The following is a 16,734-nucleotide window of genomic DNA, read 5'->3' as shown; positions in this document are numbered from 1 at the left end:
AAACGCTAAACAGTTATATTATTTATGAATTATTTGTTATTTATTTGTTTGAGCTTTGGTGCAGTGATTGCATTGGGGACTCAGAATGCAACGGCTATGAAAAACGGGGAAGAGACACAAAAGGGGGATAAAATATTGACGATGGAAGAAGCTGTATTGGGATATGAGCTCCGTCCGCAATCCCGTGTGATACAATGGCAGGGGAACCGGAATATTTTGACCTGGACGGAAGGAAGGGAATTGTGGGCTGAGGCTGTGGAATCGGAGGAAAAGAGAGTTCTGATGACAGTAGAAGAATTGAATCGGTTGATTCAGGCAGATTTAAAAGGATGGCCGAAGTATTCCTGGAAAGACGGGAAAACCTTGTCTTTGATCCGGAAAGGAAAATATTATGAGATTGATATAGAAACCAAACAGTTGGGACGGACTATTCCTTTGCCTGAAAAAGTGGCTGACCTGACGTTTAACGGACAGGATGCTTTTGCCTTTACCCGGGGAAATAACTTATATTATTGTGATGAAAGGGGAAATGAATATGCTGTTACGACTGATGAAGATCCGGATATTGTGAATGGGCAGACGGTGAGCCGGAGAGAAATGGGGATTTCCGAAGGTATTTTTTGGTCACCGGATGGAAAAAAACTGGCTTTTTACCGGAAAGATGAAAGTGCTGTAAGTACTTTCCCTTTGCTGGATATTACTACCCGTACCGGGAGTTTGCAGGAAATAAAATATCCGATGGCGGGTATGCCTTCAGAACAGGTGAGCCTGGGTGTTTATGACCTGGCTTCTCAACAAACTGTCTTTATGGAGGTAACAGATTTCGGGCGGGAACAGTATCTGACCAATATAACCTGGGGACCGGCTTCTGATGTTATTTATATTCAGGTGGTAAACCGGGACCAAAATCAGGTTCATTTAAATAAATATTGTGCTAAAACCGGAGCATTTATAAAGACTTTGCTGGAGGAAAAAAACGATCGTTTTGTAGAGCCTACGGATAAACTGGTCTTTTTAAAAGGAGATCCGTCCCGTTTTATTTACCGTACAGACAACCGGCACGGGTATCGGAATCTCTATTTGTGCGATACGGAAGGAAAACAAGTAAAGCGGTTGACGGATACGGATGCCGATGTGGCTTACGTAGCACAAGACGGGAAATATATTTACTACACTTCTGCTGAAGTGAGTCCTATTGAAAATCATTTATTCCGGGTGGATATAAAGACAGGTAAGAAAAGCCGTTTAACAAAAGCTGAAGGGTGGCATTCGGTTACGATGAGCGGAGATAAATGTTATTTTGTTGATACTTACAGTAGTCTGCATGTTCCCCGTGTAATCGAATTGCGACAGTCGGATGGGCAATTGCAAAGAGAGCTATTGAAGGCAGAAGATCCGACCGGAGCTTACAGTTTTGGGGAAATCACTTTGGGAACGGTCAGGAGTGCCGATGGACAGTATGATAACTATTATCGTTTGATTAAGCCTATGCATTTCGATCCTGCACAGAAATATCCGGTTATACTTTATGTGTACGGCGGACCGCATTCGCAGATGGTGAAAAATACGTGGCAGGGAGAATTAAGGCGCTGGGAAATGTATATGGCTCAGCATGGATATATTGTATTTGTCATGGATAACCGTGGTACTTCGAACCGGGGAGCCGCTTATGAAAAAGAGATTTATAAACAATGCGGGCAGGCGGAAATGGCGGATCAGATGAAAGGCGTGGAATTTCTCAAATCCCATCCGTGGGTGGATGCGGAGCGTATCGGGGTTCATGGATGGAGTTACGGCGGATTTATGACCATATCTTTAATCACCAATTATCCGGAGGTATTTAAAGTTGCTGTAGCCGGAGGTCCGGTAATTGACTGGAAATGGTATGAAGTCATGTATGGGGAACGTTATATGAGTACTCCTCAGTGCAATGCTGAGGGCTATGCAAAAGTCAGTCTGCTTTCAAAGGCGAAAGATTTAAAGGGAAAATTACTGATATGCCAGGGGGCTGTAGACGATACTGTTTTATGGCAACATAGTCTGAATTTTATAAGGGAATGTATAAAAAAACAGGTGCAGGTAGATTATTTTCCTTATCCTTGTGCGAAGCATAATGTAATGGGAAAAGACCGCATTCATTTGATGCAAAAAGTCACTGATTATTTTGAGGATTATTTAAAATAGAAAACGTTCGTGAAATCGGACATTCCTGTAGAGAAAAAGGGAATTAATCGTATAAAAGGAAGCTGAATAGGAGGAAAAGCGGGGGAGATTGAGTAAAGATTATAAAATATGCGCATTGATATTTTAAGTGTAGTCCCGGAGCTCTTAGAGAGCCCTTTAAATCATTCGATTATAAAGCGTGCGCGGGATAAGGGAATTGTGGAAATACACATTCATAATATCCGGGACTGGTCGAAAGATAAATATCGGAAAGTGGATGATTATCCGTTTGGGGGGGAAGCGGGGATGGTCATGATGATTCAGCCTGTATTTGATTGTATAACGGAATTGACTGCCCAGCGGAAATACGATGAAATTATCTATACTTCTCCGGACGCAGCTGTATTTAACCAGCAGATGGCGAATGAGTTGTCGTTAAAAGAAAATATCCTGATCCTCTGCGGGCATTATAAAGGAATTGACCAGCGTATACGGGATCATCTGGTTACCCGGGAAATATCGGTAGGTGATTATGTATTGACCGGAGGGGAATTGCCGGCTTGTATGATGACTGATGCGATTGTACGTTTGATACCGGGGGCGATGAGTGATGAGAGTTCGGCTTTAAGTGATTCTTTTCAGGATCATTTACTGGCGCCTCCTGTTTATACGCGTCCGGCTGAATTCAACGGCTGGGGAATTCCGGAAGTTTTGTTGTCCGGAAATCATGCGAAGATACGGGAATGGCAGGAACTGCAGGCGTACGAGCGGACGCGTTTGCTTCGTCCGGACCTCTTGGAAGAATAAGATTTTCGCATCAAGAAATCCGGTGTGCTATTGGGAAAAGTTTCATAAAGAGTTTTATTTTTAGCGAATATTATGAGACGATTTTATTTTCTTAGTATAGGGATATTTATGGTGTTGTTTGCTTGTGAAAGACAAGGGACAACAGCTGAATATTCAAATTTACAAATAGATAGTCTCCGTATAAGCCGTGGATTACAATTACGGAAAGAAAAGAAATACGAAGAAGCTTTAATGGTATTGGATACCTTGGTGAAAGAGGGAAAGAGTACATTTCTTTTTTCTGCGATGCGTCAGATGATGGCTTTGTATACTTTGTCGGGCCGGAGAGAGGAAGGAGAAATGTATTTTATGAAGAGGGCGGAAGAAGAAGGAGTAATCGGGGAATATAGGCGGGAATGGTTCATCGCTGCGGCCCAGTTGGCTTTTGAAGCAGATAAGGATAGTGTGGCGTTGAGGCTATTAGAGCAGGCTGAGAGATGTGAGGAAAAGAATATTCCGGAACGTCTTCTTTTTTTCTATCGTATTGCCGGTGGAATTTATATGTTCTGTGATAAGGAAAAAGAAAGGTGTATCGCGACTTTTCAGAAGGCAGTAGAAATAGTTGAAAAATATGGGGATACAGGGGAGATGGGAATGCAATGTATAGGACGTTTGGCATCTGTATATCGTACAGAAGGAAGATATGATGAGGGGATAAAGATGTGCTATAGAATTTTGGATGTAGGAAAACATTCCGGGAATACAGAAAGCATATCGCGTGCATCCAGTGAACTGGCTTATTTTTATGGGGTGTTGGGAGAATATGAAAAAGCTTTGGAATGGAGTCAACAGGCTATCCGGATTTGTGAAGGAAAGTCAGAGATGGTGAGTGTTTTGGCCGATTTATACCGGGCTCGTTCCAATTGGTTGAATGAGTCGAAGCGGTTTCCGGAGGCCATGGAATGTGTGAGATTGGCAGACAGTTGTTACAAAGTTACGGGGAATAAAAGAGCCCGTTTATTTACCCGTATGAATGGGGCTCTTTATCGTTTGAATGTACCGGATTCTTTGGAAAGGGGGATAGAGATACTGCAATCGGTAATACAGGATGAACAGTTTAAAGCGTTGCCACCCAGGCATCAGTATAGTACCTGGTTTGAATTGGGACGGGGATTGTTGATGGCTGGCCGTGAGAAAGAAGGTTTACCTTTGGTACAGGATGCTGCGACATGGTATGACAGGCACGAAGACATAGAGATGCAGGATTACGTGTATTCTTTTTTGACAGATTATTATGCCCGGAACGGATTTGAACGGGAATTGGCGCGTTGTTTTTCGGTATACCACAATGTACGGGATACGCTTTTTAAGCGGGAGAAAGTACAATATATGGTAACAGCTAATGTAAAATTCGAAACAGAAAAAAAAGAACAGCAGAATCGAATATTGGCAACCGAATTGGCTTTACATAAACGAACTATTCAATATTACATTGTTTTTGGGTTAGTTTTTATTTGTCTGGCAATAAGTTTAGTCGTATGGTTATGGATGCGGCAGCGGGCTTTGCAATTAAAACGAACCATAGATAAAATGCGGATCCGTGCTCAGGAGGAAGAATTGTATTCTTTGTTGAAGTCTCAGCGGGCTTTAAACCGTAAAAATGAGGAGTTAAAAGCTGAAATTGAAGGGATTCTAAATAATATATCTTCTCAGGAAAGACTTCAGCCGGATATTACTTCTGTATTGGGGAGTTTAAGTCCACGTTTACTGACAGAACAGGAGGAAATGAAATTCCGTAAGGCTTTTAACGGAGTATATCCGGATTTTATAAGAATGCTCAGAAATCGTTATCCCGTCGTTTCTAAAAATGAAGAATTGATTTGTATGTTAATATATATGGGTTCTTCTTCTGAAGAAATCGCTTTTGCGTTGGGAATTTCTAGGGAGAGTGTGAATAAAGCCCGGTATCGGATCCGGAAAAAGCTGAACTTGCCTAAAGAAATAACCTTGGATTCCTGGGTAAAAGAAATTATTAATTGATGAGGATATTTTAATGAAATATGGGAAATGCGGCTGAGAATCAGTCGCATTTTTTGTCTATTCAATTGTCTATTCAATCATTGAAAATAAGAGCTTGATTTGGATTATTTTTATATGGCTGTGTTTTAATAAGGCAGAGGCTGTATGGCTATGTTTCGGATTGGTTTGAAAAACTGAATTTTTGTTTTGTTTATAAAAACCTTTTTATGATGAAATTCTAATATTTGTACAAATAATATGAAAACAGTGTTTATTACTGGGGGAGCTACCGGAATAGGAGCTGCATCTGTAGTGAAATTTGCCATGGAAGAATGGCGGGTTGTATTTTTAGATACCAATAAAGAGGCCGCTTTGAAACTGTGCCATAAGTTTAATGGCCATAATGTTGTTTTTCGGCAGGGGGACACACGCAATCGGGCAGAGGTCCGGGAAGCTGTGAGTACTGCTGTGCTGATGTTTGGAGGTGTGGATGCTGTTGTTGTCAATGCCGGTATGCCGTGGAAAAATTCTTTGTTTGATATTCGGGATGAAGTATTGGATGAAATGATAGATGTGAATATAAAAGGTACTATTCATACCTTACAGGTAACAATCCCTTTTTTAAAAGAACGTTCCGGTAGTATTGTGATAAATACTTCGGACCAGAGTTTAATAGAAAAAAGCAATAATTTCGCCTATGGTTTAACGAAAGGTGCTTTGGAACAGATTACAAAGAGTCTGGCTATTCATCTGGGACATTATAAAGTAAAGGTAAATGCGGTTTGTTCCGGTACTCTTCCTGCTTCATTGGCAGATGAAACAATTTCATCCCGGGTAGAACTCTATGAAACAGAGGTGGAATGTCGGCCGGGGAAAGCAACTTTATTTCCTTTAGGGAGAGTAGAAACACCGGAAGAGATAGCGGAATTGATTTATTTTCTGGCCAGTGATACGGCTCCTTTTTATACAGGCGGAGTGTTCCCGGTAGAGTGAAGAATAAAATGATTTAAAGGCTGGGTACTCAAATGTTTTGTTTTTCCTTTCGGAGGAATACTTTTTTAAATCCCAAAACAAGGTTTTCCGGTTTATTTTTAATCGCAGACGGAGCTTTTTTAAATGTTTAAACATTCCCTATGCCTTTATATTTAAACGTTTTTACACTCAACTTCCTGTTTTCTATTTTTTAATTGAAAAAGGGGATATACAGGGTGTTTGAAACAGGAGAAAAGAAGATATAATATCAATTGAGTGAGAATATAAGAAGAAAGGTATTTCCCCTGATTTTCCCTGCTTTATTTTGTTAAATTTTATTAGAAAAAGCATGGTAGTCCGGATAATTATTTCTACTTTTGCAGCCGTATTTTAATATAATGTCTAACTTATTAGATAAGAAACAATTCATTTATGTCAGAAGAACAAAAAGAAATGCAGGTTGAGTCTGCAGAAAAAGAAATTCAGAAGGTTGCTCCTGTAACCAGTGCAGAAGCAGATGACAATTTTGATTGGGATGCATACGAGAATGACGATGTGACTCCTGTATCTCAGAAAAAAGAGCTGGAAGAAAAATATGCCGGGACTCTGTCTCAGATTGCTGAGCGTGAAGTTGTAGACGGCAAAGTGATCTCTATGAATAAGAGAGAAGTAGTCGTAAATATCGGCTATAAATCGGACGGTATCATTTCCTTGAACGAATTCCGTTATAATCCGGATTTGAAAGTAGGGGATACGGTTGAAGTATATGTGGAGACACAGGAAGACAAAAAGGGACAGCTTACCCTTTCACACAAAAAAGCCCGTGCCATGCGGAGTTGGGATCGTGTAAACGAGGCATTGGAAAAGGATGAAATTATCAAAGGATTTGTAAAATGCCGTACGAAGGGCGGTATGATCGTTGATGTATTCGGCATAGAGGCATTCTTACCGGGTTCTCAGATTGATGTAAAACCGATCCGTGATTACGATATTTATGTCGGAAAGACGATGGAATTCAAGGTAGTAAAAATCAACCAGGAATTCAAAAATGTAGTTGTTTCCCACAAAGCTCTTATCGAAGCTGAACTGGAACAGCAGAAGAAAGACATTATATCTAAACTGGAAAAAGGACAGGTACTGGAAGGTACGGTTAAAAATATCACCTCATATGGTGTATTCATTGATTTGGGTGGTGTAGACGGATTGATTCACATTACTGATCTATCATGGGGGCGTGTTAATCATCCGAATGAAATTGTGCAGTTGGATCAGAAATTGAATGTTGTGATTTTGGATTTCGACGATGAGAAGAAACGGATTGCTTTAGGTTTGAAGCAGTTGACTCCTCATCCGTGGGATGCTTTGGACGCAGAATTGAAAGTTGGGGATAAAGTAAAAGGTAAAGTAGTGGTGATGGCAGATTACGGTGCTTTTGTAGAAATTGCTCCGGGAGTAGAAGGATTAATCCATGTATCTGAAATGTCCTGGTCTCAGCACCTGCGTTCTGCTCAGGATTTCATGAAAGTAGGAGATGAAGTAGAAGCTGTTATTCTTACTTTAGACCGGGAAGAGAGAAAAATGTCATTGGGTATCAAACAGCTGAAAGCTGATCCTTGGCAAAATATTGAAGAGAAATACGGCGTTGGCAGCAAACACAAAGCTATTGTACGTAATTTTACCAACTTTGGAGTATTTGTAGAAATTGAAGAAGGTGTTGATGGACTGATTCATATTTCAGATTTGTCTTGGACGAAGAAAGTAAAACATCCGGCAGAATTTACTCAGATCGGTGCTGAAATCGACGTAGTGGTTTTGGAAATCGATAAGGAAAACCGTCGTTTGAGCTTGGGACACAAACAATTGGAAGAAAATCCATGGGATGTTTTCGAAACGATCTTCACTGTAGACTCTGTTCATGAAGGTACGATCACTGAAATTTTTGATAAAGGAGCTGTCATTGCATTGCCTTATGGCGTAGAAGGATTTGCGACTCCCCGTCATTTGGTGAAAGAAGACGGTACACAGGCTAAGGTTGACGAAAAACTGGATTTCAAAGTAATCGAGTTTAATAAGGCTGCTAAGCGTATTATCCTGTCTCATTCCCGTATCTTCGAAGATGCCCAGAAGTCTGAAGAAAAAGCCAAAAAAACTGCTGAAGAAAAATCGACTAAAAAAGCTGTTAAACAAGTAAAAGAAAAACTGGAAAAAACAACTTTAGGAGATATTTCAGAACTGGCAGCCTTGAGGGACCAGATGACCGCTAAGGCAGAGAAAGCTGCTCCGAAAGCTAAGGAAGCAGAAACTGAAACTCCGGAAGTGAAGACCGAAGAATAATTATTGGGAAGAATCAGTGAAGTTTGAACTGACTATATTAGGGAGCGGTTCGGCCGTTCCCACTTCCAAAAGAAATTCTGCCGCTCAAGTATTAAATATACTTGAGCGGTACTTTCTTATAGATTGTGCTGAAGCTACTCAGCATCAGTTAAGGCGTTTCCATATTCCTTATACCAAAATAAGTCATATTTTTATATCTCATTTACACGGAGACCATTTTTTCGGCTTAATAGGTTTTCTATCCAGTCTTGCTATGCAAAACCGGAAAGGAGAAATGCATATCTATGCAGACGGGCGGCTACAGGAAATTATAGAATGCCAGCTTGGAATAATGAGAAATCGCTTCCCTTATCCTTTAGTATTCCATGCCTTAAGCCGTGAGGAAGAATTAATATACGAGGACCGTTCGGTTACCGTAACGGCTTTTCCTTTGCTCCATCGCAAAGACGCTCCGGTATGCGGTTTTTTGTTTCGGGAAAAGGAACGGGAGAGAACAGTTTTAAAAAATGAAGCGGAGAATTGGAAAGTGCCCCTTGCTTTTATGCAGTATCTGAAAAAAGGAGCAGATTTTATTACCCCCTCTGGTGAAATTGTACCGAATGCCCGTTTAACGGTATCTCCTCCTCCGGCCCGTTCCTATGCTTATATGACGGATACTCTCTTCCGGGAACGTTTTGCCGGTTATATACAAGGAGTAGATATGTTGTATCATGAAGCAACCTATGGAAAAGAATTAGAAGCTGTTGCTAAGGAGAACTTTCATAGTACAGCAGAACAAGCTGCCCGTATGGCCTGTCTGTCAGGGGCCAAAAAACTGTTATTGGGACATTTTTCCGCCCGTTATCCGGACCCTTATTGTTTATTGGCAGAGGCTCAGGCTATTTTCCCTGAAACTTTTATTTGCACTGATGGAGATCGGTTTGAAATCCCGGCTTTAAGACGGAATGCTTAGTTGAGTACTTCTTGCATCAAACTTTCGGGTATGAGATGGAAACTGCCTAAAACGTAGATAATTCCTACCACAATTCCTGCAAACAGTAAAGTTAATAGCAATAAAAGCAATGACCAATAAAACAACAAAACAAGCGTTTTCCAGAAGGCTTTTATAAAATTCAGCTTGAAAAGTTGTTGGATATCCCATACCATAACTGCAAAATAAAGCAGATATATCAGGGTATTATTGTTTTCCAGCATTTCGTCCTGTCCCCATTGATCTATATTCGTGAATAGGAGTAGGGGAATACCAATAAACAACCCGATAATCAGCCGTTGACATGCTATATAAGCGAAAATGAAAATATATTCTGTAAAATTGTAAGAGTACTTATGGTGCTTGTTCAGGTATTTTAAACGGGCTGTATAGGTCGAGATAAATTTGTAATCCGATAGGATCGGTATATACGTTTTTCTTTTCTTAAAGGGAGTAAGGTAATAATAAAACCAATTCGAAATACTTTTAATAACACTGGGTCTGAAAGGATGAAATGAAGGGATATAAAAAGTATAGCGGGCTGCCCATGCAAAAATCGGAAGTGTTACAATGGCGACAAAAGACATACTGGAATGTGCCCAATTGAACAACATTTCAAAAAATCTTTCCCAGAAACCGATATTGTTTTGTAAAAAAGTGAATTCTGCTTCTTTTGCCGGAACGAAAATTTGGGAAATAAGGCCATAAAGTCCTGCTGTAATAAATAACATGGGGAATGGTTGAAAATAGATAACTCTTTTTCCCCGTATATAATCTGCCATCATGCGGCCCGGACGGGTAAACAATTCCTTACATGTGAATAGAATACCTGTATCGCAATTGGTAAGACCATACATCCAATTGTCTATAACAGAGCGAAAGGTTAATCTTCCTACTTTGGCTTTTTGCCCGCAATTATTGCAATAATTACCGGAGTATTCTGATCCACAATTTTTGCATACCGTCGTCATATAAGTATTTTAAAATTTGCATCCGGCAGGATTTCCGGCTTTACGAACGCTTTTATTTTATGTAATACAAATTTATAAAAAATAGAGAAGGTTGCTAAAATTTTGATATAAATATGAAAGAATTATAAAGAATGAAAAATGAGCGGAACTTTTTAAGGGTATACGGGTGGAGGGAACAGTTCAAACAGTTGTTGGCGTACTGCCTGTGTGTTATTTCTGAACGCTCTGTCATCTCTGCCTACACCGGTAAATCCATTGAAACCATTCAAAAAGTTATCCGGATAATAAGTTTTATTACTATTTTCACGGTATTGTCTGTAAATATCTGAATAACGGCCCAAGTCTTTCAAGGCTTTTTGGCTATCCAAAAGAGGGGGTAATTTTTCGAAAAGGAGGGAATCATAGATACCGACCGGATTACGTTGGGTTACATGGATTTTAACGTTTACCCCGGGATTGCGGAATTGCTTGGGTATGTTTTGATAATTATAACAATAAAAAGCTTCTTGTTCGAGCAGATTTCCTTTCTCCGGATGCATACGGGAAGGTTGTTCAATAATTACAAAATTATCTCCTAAATCGTATTTCCAGCGGCTTTCCTGTTTACAGGATTTGATATAAATATGTCCTTGTTCATCATAATCAAACCGGATTTCAGCTTTTGTCGAGAATGGAGAACTTACTTTTCGCTGATTAGTAAGTAACACTTGCCTGTACAATTGATAGTCAATATATTCAAAAGAAATTTGTTTGAGAATATGCCGGTGAAAGTCGATGACCAACGTCCCTTTACAGGATATTTTAGTTTGTTCCGGATAAGCTGTCGTTTTTGTCCTGAATGTATATACATAATCCAGACTATCAGAATCCACAGGTGTGAACTCATAACAGTCTGTGCCTGAAAAGAGGGGGCCGTACAATTGGATAGTCCGGAGTAAAGTAAAAATTTTACGGGTTCCGGCATCAAACCGTATGCCTTCGGTTGTAATATACATGGTGGATAAAGTATCTGTACCGTCATTGGTGAGATTATAACTTCTGGCGCTGTAGGCCGGCACAAAATAGGATTTGAATTTCTCATCCCAGTTATTTTTCGGCTGTATATCGCCGGAAGTAAAGTAATAACCATATTCCCGTCTGTATTCAACTGCTGAATCCCGGTACTCCGTTATTTTTTCATATTGGGCTTTTCCGTAAAAATGGCAATAAGGGGGAGTATTCCGGGAGAGTTTTTTTAGTTTTGAACTTACTTTTTCCAAAAGTTCCTCCGTAGAGATACCTTGAATTACAGTTTCTTCCAGTTCATAATGCAGGGATTCCAGGACAATTTTTCCAGTTTGTTGCAGGTCGGCCAGGGTATAGGTTTCAGTTTTATACCCCATTCCCTGAAACTGAATAGAGTCCGAAAGTGCTATTAAAGAAGTATGGAGAATGCATTCTCCGTCGATATCCGTTGTCGTCAATAAATAACTTTTGTTTTTATTTACTACATATACCCCAAATAAAGGATGAGACCGGGTATCCGTGACTTTAAGTTGTAAAATCTCTGGTATTGTTGTTTTTGAAAGTTGTGCCTGAACTGAAAACAGAAGATTCCAGAGGCATAATAACAAAAAGATTTTCTTCATATAGAATATCAGTTGTATTTTTCTAAAACCTGTTTCAAACTTTCAGCAGATAAGGGTTTTGTTAGGAAATCGTTACAACCCGCCTTTAGTGCTTCGTTTTTATCGGATTCAAAAGCAAATGCTGTCAGAGCGATAATAGGAATATCAACCGATTGTTGCCGGATCCGGCGGGTTGCCTCCAGACCATCCATATCCGGCATTTTGATATCCATGAGTATCAGCGAAGGGGAATGGCTTTGAAACTTTGCTATGGCTTCGTATCCATTTGTGGCCCGGATTAACTGATATTTTTTTCCGATTAATGCCTGCAACAATAAATAATTACTGTCGACATCCTCGGCTACTAATATGGTTTTCTGATCTTTAGCTGAATATTTAGGTTTTGTAAGAAGCTCTTTTTCCTGTTTTTCTTCTTTTTCTTTCTGCTGTTGGTAAGGGATAACAAAACGGAAAACCGATCCTTCCCCTTCTGTAGATTCCACCCAGATACGGCCCCCCAGGTTCTCAATGATCATCTGGCATATCGCTAATCCCAAACCGCTTCCCTGAGCGAAGGTATTGAGTTTGATAAAACGGTTGAAGATATTCTGAATATTTTTGGGTGCAATTCCAATTCCGGTGTCTTTGACATAAAATTCAATTTCATTTGTCTTTTCTTCAAAACCAAAATGTATTTCTCCTTTGTGGGTAAACTTCTGGGCATTTGTCAGTAAATTGGAAAGCACCTGAGCCAGACGGTTTTTATCGCTGATCGTGACAATATTGGAAAAAGAATCGTCATATATCAGTTGTACATTTTGTGGGGTTCTCGGTTTATGTATATCGTAAAGGCCCAGGCATAATTCTCTTAAATCAACCGGTTTCTGAACAAATTCCAATGTTCCTGCCTCGATTTTTGATAAATCGAGTATGTCATTGATCAATTGCAATAATAAGTCTGTATTTTTATCGATAATATCGTAGTATTGTTGTTTGTCATCCGTTTCGTCCGTTTCGGCAATTAATTTGGAAAAACCGACGATGGCGTTTAAAGGAGTACGGATTTCATGGCTCATATTGGCCAAAAAAGCGGATTTTAATTTGTCTGATTCTTCTGCTTTAATCCGGGCTTCAATTAATTCTTTTTCCGTATTTTTTAAGTCTGTGATATCCCAGGAAATACCGATGATTAAAGGGGGTTTATCTTCAGAGGGGACCAGCGTCTTAATCGTATTGACAATTCTTTTCTCCCCGGAGGCGGAACTATATTCTTCCTGGAATTCAATTTTTTGGCCTTCGTTTAAAAGCCGCAGATCGTCTTTTTTGAATTTTAGCGCATCTTCTTTATTGGGAAAAATTTCTTCATCCGTTCTTCCGAGTACCTTTTCTGCCGGAATATGGGAATGCTCTTCGAAAGCTTTATTCCAGTATAAATAACGGAATTCATTGCCTGTATCTTTTACGAACAGGTAAACGGGGACATTATTGAGGATAGTGTCCATAATATAATTCAGTTCCCTTATTTTTTTCTGTTGCTGTTTGCTTTCGGAGATATCATGGGCAAAGGTCCATACAATTTCTTCTCCTGTCAGATTTTCAATGATATAAGTAGTAATTTCTAAGCAGACGGTTTTGTTCTCTTTGTTTGTATGCGTCGTATGGTAAGTTAACGGACGTTTAAGTCGTTTGAGTTGGGAGATAAACCTTTCCCATTGGTTTTTATTGCTATCCGGATAAATGTCGTAGATTTTATAAGCATGAGGTTCTCCCTGAATTGAATAATGTTTGCGGAACTGACTGTTTGCAAAGATGAGATTCCCTTCAATGGTGGAAGCATAGATTTCTTCTACAGAATTATTGATAGCCGATTTTACCATTTGTAATTCATCCTGTGTTTTGACAGCCTCTGTGATATCACGGCAAATACAAAGCACATTGTGATCTTCCAAAGGAAGCATACGGTTTTCGAAAAAATGATTTTCGTTATCTATTTTTAATGTATGATGCGAAACAGAAGGGGATTGGGTCATAACCGAATGGTCTAAATTCGATTTGACGATGGAATAGGCGTCCGGAGGGAGTATTTCCCGTATATTTTTCCCAATCATATCCCTTGAAGATCCTCCGACATGTACTGTATTTTCGGAAGATACTAAATCGATATAATTACCTTGCTGATCCAGTATAGATAACATATCGGGAAGAGCATCCAGAATATGATAACTGTTCTCTTTCTTATAAGCATGTATATTTTCTTTCAGAGAAGAAGGACTGTTGTTACTAAAAGAGCCAGGACAATCTTTTTTTTTCAGATCTGTTTGTGAGATTCGTTCAATCGTATCTTCTAATTCCCTGATCCTTTCTAATAGTTCCTGACGGGAATACTGCTCATAAGATTGCATATATATATATTGTTTTGAGGCAAAGATAGAATAATTCATTGTAAAATGAAATGGAAGAAAATTATTTCATCCGGCGACAGAAATAAAATATATGAAATTGATTATAAATGTATTATCCGGAATATAAACACTCTGTCAGCAGAGGTTGTTATTCGTTCTTTTCATTTAGGGGTTGATGACCTTTTATTCTTGTATCCGTTGGGCTTTTTCCCAGGTACCTTTCCCTTTGTATTTATGGAACGAAAAGAAAGCTTTCAGGACATTTGCATTCATAAAAAGAAAATAGTAAGGAATAAATAAGATTTTTATTTTGATCTTTTTTCGTTGTACTAAAGCACCGCATACTGCCAGCAGATAAAATAATATTTGAAATGCCAGCAGGAGAATGTATATAAGCTGCGGGTTAAGCCATACTAATATAATATTGAGAAAAGGCAGGAGGAAAAGTGCTATCGGAGTTATAGACCAGCGCAGAACCCTGTGGGAAATGTATTGAAAACGCAACAGGCCCAAATGAAAAGGATTGGGGATAAGTAAATTTCCCAGCCTTTTTATGGATTGAAGGCCTCCGGCAGCAATACGTACTTTTCTTTTCTCTTCATTTTTAATATCGGCAGATCCTTTTTCCAAGGCATAAGCGGACTTGCAATAAGCAATTTTATATCCTTTTTGGGCAATTCGCATCGATAGAATAAAATCATCCAGTAAAGTGTCCTCCGGTAAGGGTTCAAACAGAGAAGTCCGTATCGCAAAAAGTTCGCCTGCGGCCCCGACGGCACTGTATAAACGGGAATCCCATTCTTTCAGTTTGGATTCATATGTCCAATAAAACCCTTCCCCCCCTGCTGCTGCCTGGTCTTTATTGTCTACGGCTATTCTTTTTTCTCCCGCCACACAGCCGACACGGGGATCCGAAAATTCTTTTATAATTTCGTGTATTGCTTCTTTATTGAGCATGGTGTTGGCGTCCGTATAGATAACAAACGGAGTTTCTACGAATTGAATGCCCCGGTTAAGGGCAGCGGTTTTTCCTTTTCTCTGGGGAATGTAATGTACAGAAACTTCTGGATACCGGCCTAATTTCTCATTTGTTTTGTCGTTACTTCCATCTGTGATCCAGAGAATTTTTAATTTCTGCGGAGGATAATTCAGTTGGAAACAATTTTCCATTTTTGCATCTACAATGGCTTCTTCATTATAGGCAGCAATAAATAAAGTGATTTCAGGCCATTCCCCGGGTTCGTACCGGATAGGAGCCGGGGCGAAAGCTTCTTTTAGTTTAACCAGAAAATAGAGAATTATCCCATAACCGATAAAAGTATAGAAAACCAGGAATATACAGATCCAGAATAAAATTTCAAGTGTAGGAGTAAGATACATATCAGGTCGTTTAATAAGTCGGTTTTAATTCCAGTTCCATCATTACGGGTTTATGATCACTCCAGGGTAAATTCGGAGACTGATATTGCAGACCATAAAAGGAAGAGGAATAAAGAATAAAATCAATCCGGAGTAAATTTCGTAAGCCCCGGAATGTGTAACCATATCCATTGCCACATTTCCGGAAACCGTCAGAAAGCCTGCCTTTGATGTGATGATAAGTGTAAGAAGCAGGAGTATCATTAAAATCTCCGCATACAATGACCGGATAAGAAGTCGTATCGATCACGTGTCGCACAATATCTGCTTGTTGCGCCCGTATTTTAAAATTTTTTCGGAATGTAGACAAAACATCCCGAAAGTTATTATTAATTTGGCTTAGGTTATTATTGTATAGCTCAGTGGGACTTAATTCCTTTCTTTTCTGACTAAAATCCGTTGTTTGCAAATGACAGTTGATAACCCGGATGGTTTGCGTTCCGATTTGTATATCGGCCCACATAGCATCGTTTTGAGTAACTCCCAAAGGAATTTGTCCGGAATTGATAATCGGATATTTACTGAATATGGCAGATCCCGTATTCGGAGATCCCGGCAGATATTTTACTGTAAAGAAGGGTAAATGCAAGAGCTTACTTAAAGAATCGTTTGGTAATTTAGGATTGTTCCAATATTCCTGGAAACAGACGATACCTACAGAATGTTCGGAAAGATAATCTGCTATGGGGAGTTGGCTGTTTTGTTTACTGAAATCCTTGAAATTTAGTACATTATATGTGGCTATCCGAAAAGAAGTACTATCCGGGGAAGCCGTTTTGGAGGAATGGAATTGAAAAATTGATAACAGGAAAGAGATATTCCATAAAATAGCAATAGCCGGGAGGAAAGCCCATTTCCTTTTTTGTATTGCCCAATACAGCAGAATCAGGAAGTTAAGAAACAAAATAGCAGGCATCCCCAAGCCTGCAAAGGCGATTAGCCCGGATTTTTCCGGAGGAATATAAGCTGCCAGAAAGGCCAGTCCACTGCCTATACTTGCTAACCAGGTGACGAGTATCATAAAAAGGGAAAAAAAATATCTGAGAGCTGCCATACCAGATTTTTCTGCTAAAAGTTTACCGGAAATCAAT

General features: G+C 39.5%; 11 protein-coding genes. 6 read left to right on the top strand and 5 right to left on the bottom strand.

Annotated features, from left to right (window positions below; genetic code table 11):
* Window positions 1–24 precede the first annotated feature (24 nt).
* The 6 genes from Q0465_RS13590 (at window position 25) to Q0465_RS13565 (ending at window position 9,226) form a co-directional block, all read left to right on the top strand.
* Window positions 25–2,184, top strand: a complete 2,160-nt coding sequence (locus tag Q0465_RS13590; protein WP_298616910.1) for a DPP IV N-terminal domain-containing protein — start codon at window positions 25–27, stop codon at window positions 2,182–2,184.
* A gap of 108 nt (window positions 2,185–2,292) precedes the next feature.
* Window positions 2,293–2,970: a tRNA (guanosine(37)-N1)-methyltransferase TrmD gene (gene trmD, locus Q0465_RS13585; RefSeq protein WP_298616909.1), complete on the top strand. Its 678-nt coding sequence runs from the start codon at window positions 2,293–2,295 to the stop codon at window positions 2,968–2,970.
* A 72-nt stretch (window positions 2,971–3,042) separates the two neighbouring features.
* Window positions 3,043–4,989 carry a tetratricopeptide repeat protein gene (locus tag Q0465_RS13580; protein WP_298616908.1) on the top strand — a complete coding sequence of 649 codons (1,947 nt, stop codon included), beginning with the start codon at window positions 3,043–3,045 and terminating at the stop codon, window positions 4,987–4,989.
* 237 nt (window positions 4,990–5,226) lie between these two features.
* Complete coding sequence (locus Q0465_RS13575) at window positions 5,227–5,961, top strand: SDR family NAD(P)-dependent oxidoreductase (protein WP_298616907.1); 735 nt, start codon at window positions 5,227–5,229, stop codon at window positions 5,959–5,961.
* Between the two features lie 411 nt (window positions 5,962–6,372).
* Window positions 6,373–8,274: a 30S ribosomal protein S1 gene (gene rpsA / locus Q0465_RS13570; protein ID WP_298616906.1), complete on the top strand. Its 1,902-nt coding sequence runs from the start codon at window positions 6,373–6,375 to the stop codon at window positions 8,272–8,274.
* Between the two features lie 16 nt (window positions 8,275–8,290).
* Window positions 8,291–9,226: a ribonuclease Z gene (locus tag Q0465_RS13565; RefSeq protein ID WP_298616905.1), complete on the top strand. Its 936-nt coding sequence runs from the start codon at window positions 8,291–8,293 to the stop codon at window positions 9,224–9,226.
* Here Q0465_RS13565 and Q0465_RS13560 read toward each other — a convergent pair.
* The 5 genes from Q0465_RS13560 to Q0465_RS13540 form a co-directional block, all read right to left on the bottom strand.
* A complete protein-coding gene (locus Q0465_RS13560; RefSeq protein WP_298616904.1) occupies window positions 9,223–10,215 on the bottom strand; it encodes a DUF3667 domain-containing protein in 993 nt (330 codons plus the stop codon). The genes Q0465_RS13565 and Q0465_RS13560 overlap by 4 nt on opposite strands.
* Window positions 10,216–10,367: 152 nt before the next feature.
* Window positions 10,368–11,843 carry a hypothetical protein gene (locus Q0465_RS13555; protein WP_298616903.1) on the bottom strand — a complete coding sequence of 492 codons (1,476 nt, stop codon included), beginning with the start codon at window positions 11,841–11,843 and terminating at the stop codon, window positions 10,368–10,370.
* 8 nt (window positions 11,844–11,851) lie between these two features.
* Window positions 11,852–14,224: a PAS domain-containing protein gene (locus tag Q0465_RS13550; protein WP_298616902.1), complete on the bottom strand. Its 2,373-nt coding sequence runs from the start codon at window positions 14,222–14,224 to the stop codon at window positions 11,852–11,854.
* A 183-nt stretch (window positions 14,225–14,407) separates the two neighbouring features.
* On the bottom strand, window positions 14,408–15,604 hold the full coding sequence (locus Q0465_RS13545) for a glycosyltransferase family 2 protein (protein WP_298616901.1): 1,197 nt from the start codon (window positions 15,602–15,604) through the stop codon (window positions 14,408–14,410).
* Between the two features lie 10 nt (window positions 15,605–15,614).
* Window positions 15,615–16,697 (bottom strand): endonuclease/exonuclease/phosphatase family protein, encoded by a 1,083-nt coding sequence (locus Q0465_RS13540; RefSeq protein WP_298616900.1) that lies wholly within the window; start codon window positions 16,695–16,697, stop codon window positions 15,615–15,617.
* Window positions 16,698–16,734: the final 37 nt, after the last annotated feature.

Source organism: uncultured Odoribacter sp., from assembly GCF_937966165.1.
Taxonomy (GTDB): domain Bacteria; phylum Bacteroidota; class Bacteroidia; order Bacteroidales; family Marinifilaceae; genus Culturomica.
The sequence above is the reverse complement of the archived record's forward strand: the minus strand, read 5'-3'. Positions and strand labels throughout refer to the sequence as shown.

Bases quoted from the DNA above. Each gene is read 5' to 3' on its own strand.
- Q0465_RS13580 (WP_298616908.1), top strand. From the start codon at position 3,043: ATGAGACGATTTTATTTTCTTAGTATAGGGATATTTATGGTGTTGTTT.
- rpsA (WP_298616906.1), top strand. From the start codon at position 6,373: ATGTCAGAAGAACAAAAAGAAATGCAGGTTGAGTCTGCAGAAAAAGAA.
- trmD (WP_298616909.1), top strand. From the start codon at position 2,293: ATGCGCATTGATATTTTAAGTGTAGTCCCGGAGCTCTTAGAGAGCCCT.
- Q0465_RS13575 (WP_298616907.1), top strand. From the start codon at position 5,227: ATGAAAACAGTGTTTATTACTGGGGGAGCTACCGGAATAGGAGCTGCA.
- Q0465_RS13540 (WP_298616900.1), bottom strand. From the start codon at position 16,697: ATGGCAGCTCTCAGATATTTTTTTTCCCTTTTTATGATACTCGTCACC.
- Q0465_RS13545 (WP_298616901.1), bottom strand. From the start codon at position 15,604: ATGTATCTTACTCCTACACTTGAAATTTTATTCTGGATCTGTATATTC.
- Q0465_RS13550 (WP_298616902.1), bottom strand. From the start codon at position 14,224: ATGCAATCTTATGAGCAGTATTCCCGTCAGGAACTATTAGAAAGGATC.
- Q0465_RS13560 (WP_298616904.1), bottom strand. From the start codon at position 10,215: ATGACGACGGTATGCAAAAATTGTGGATCAGAATACTCCGGTAATTAT.
- Q0465_RS13590 (WP_298616910.1), top strand. From the start codon at position 25: ATGAATTATTTGTTATTTATTTGTTTGAGCTTTGGTGCAGTGATTGCA.
- Q0465_RS13555 (WP_298616903.1), bottom strand. From the start codon at position 11,843: ATGAAGAAAATCTTTTTGTTATTATGCCTCTGGAATCTTCTGTTTTCA.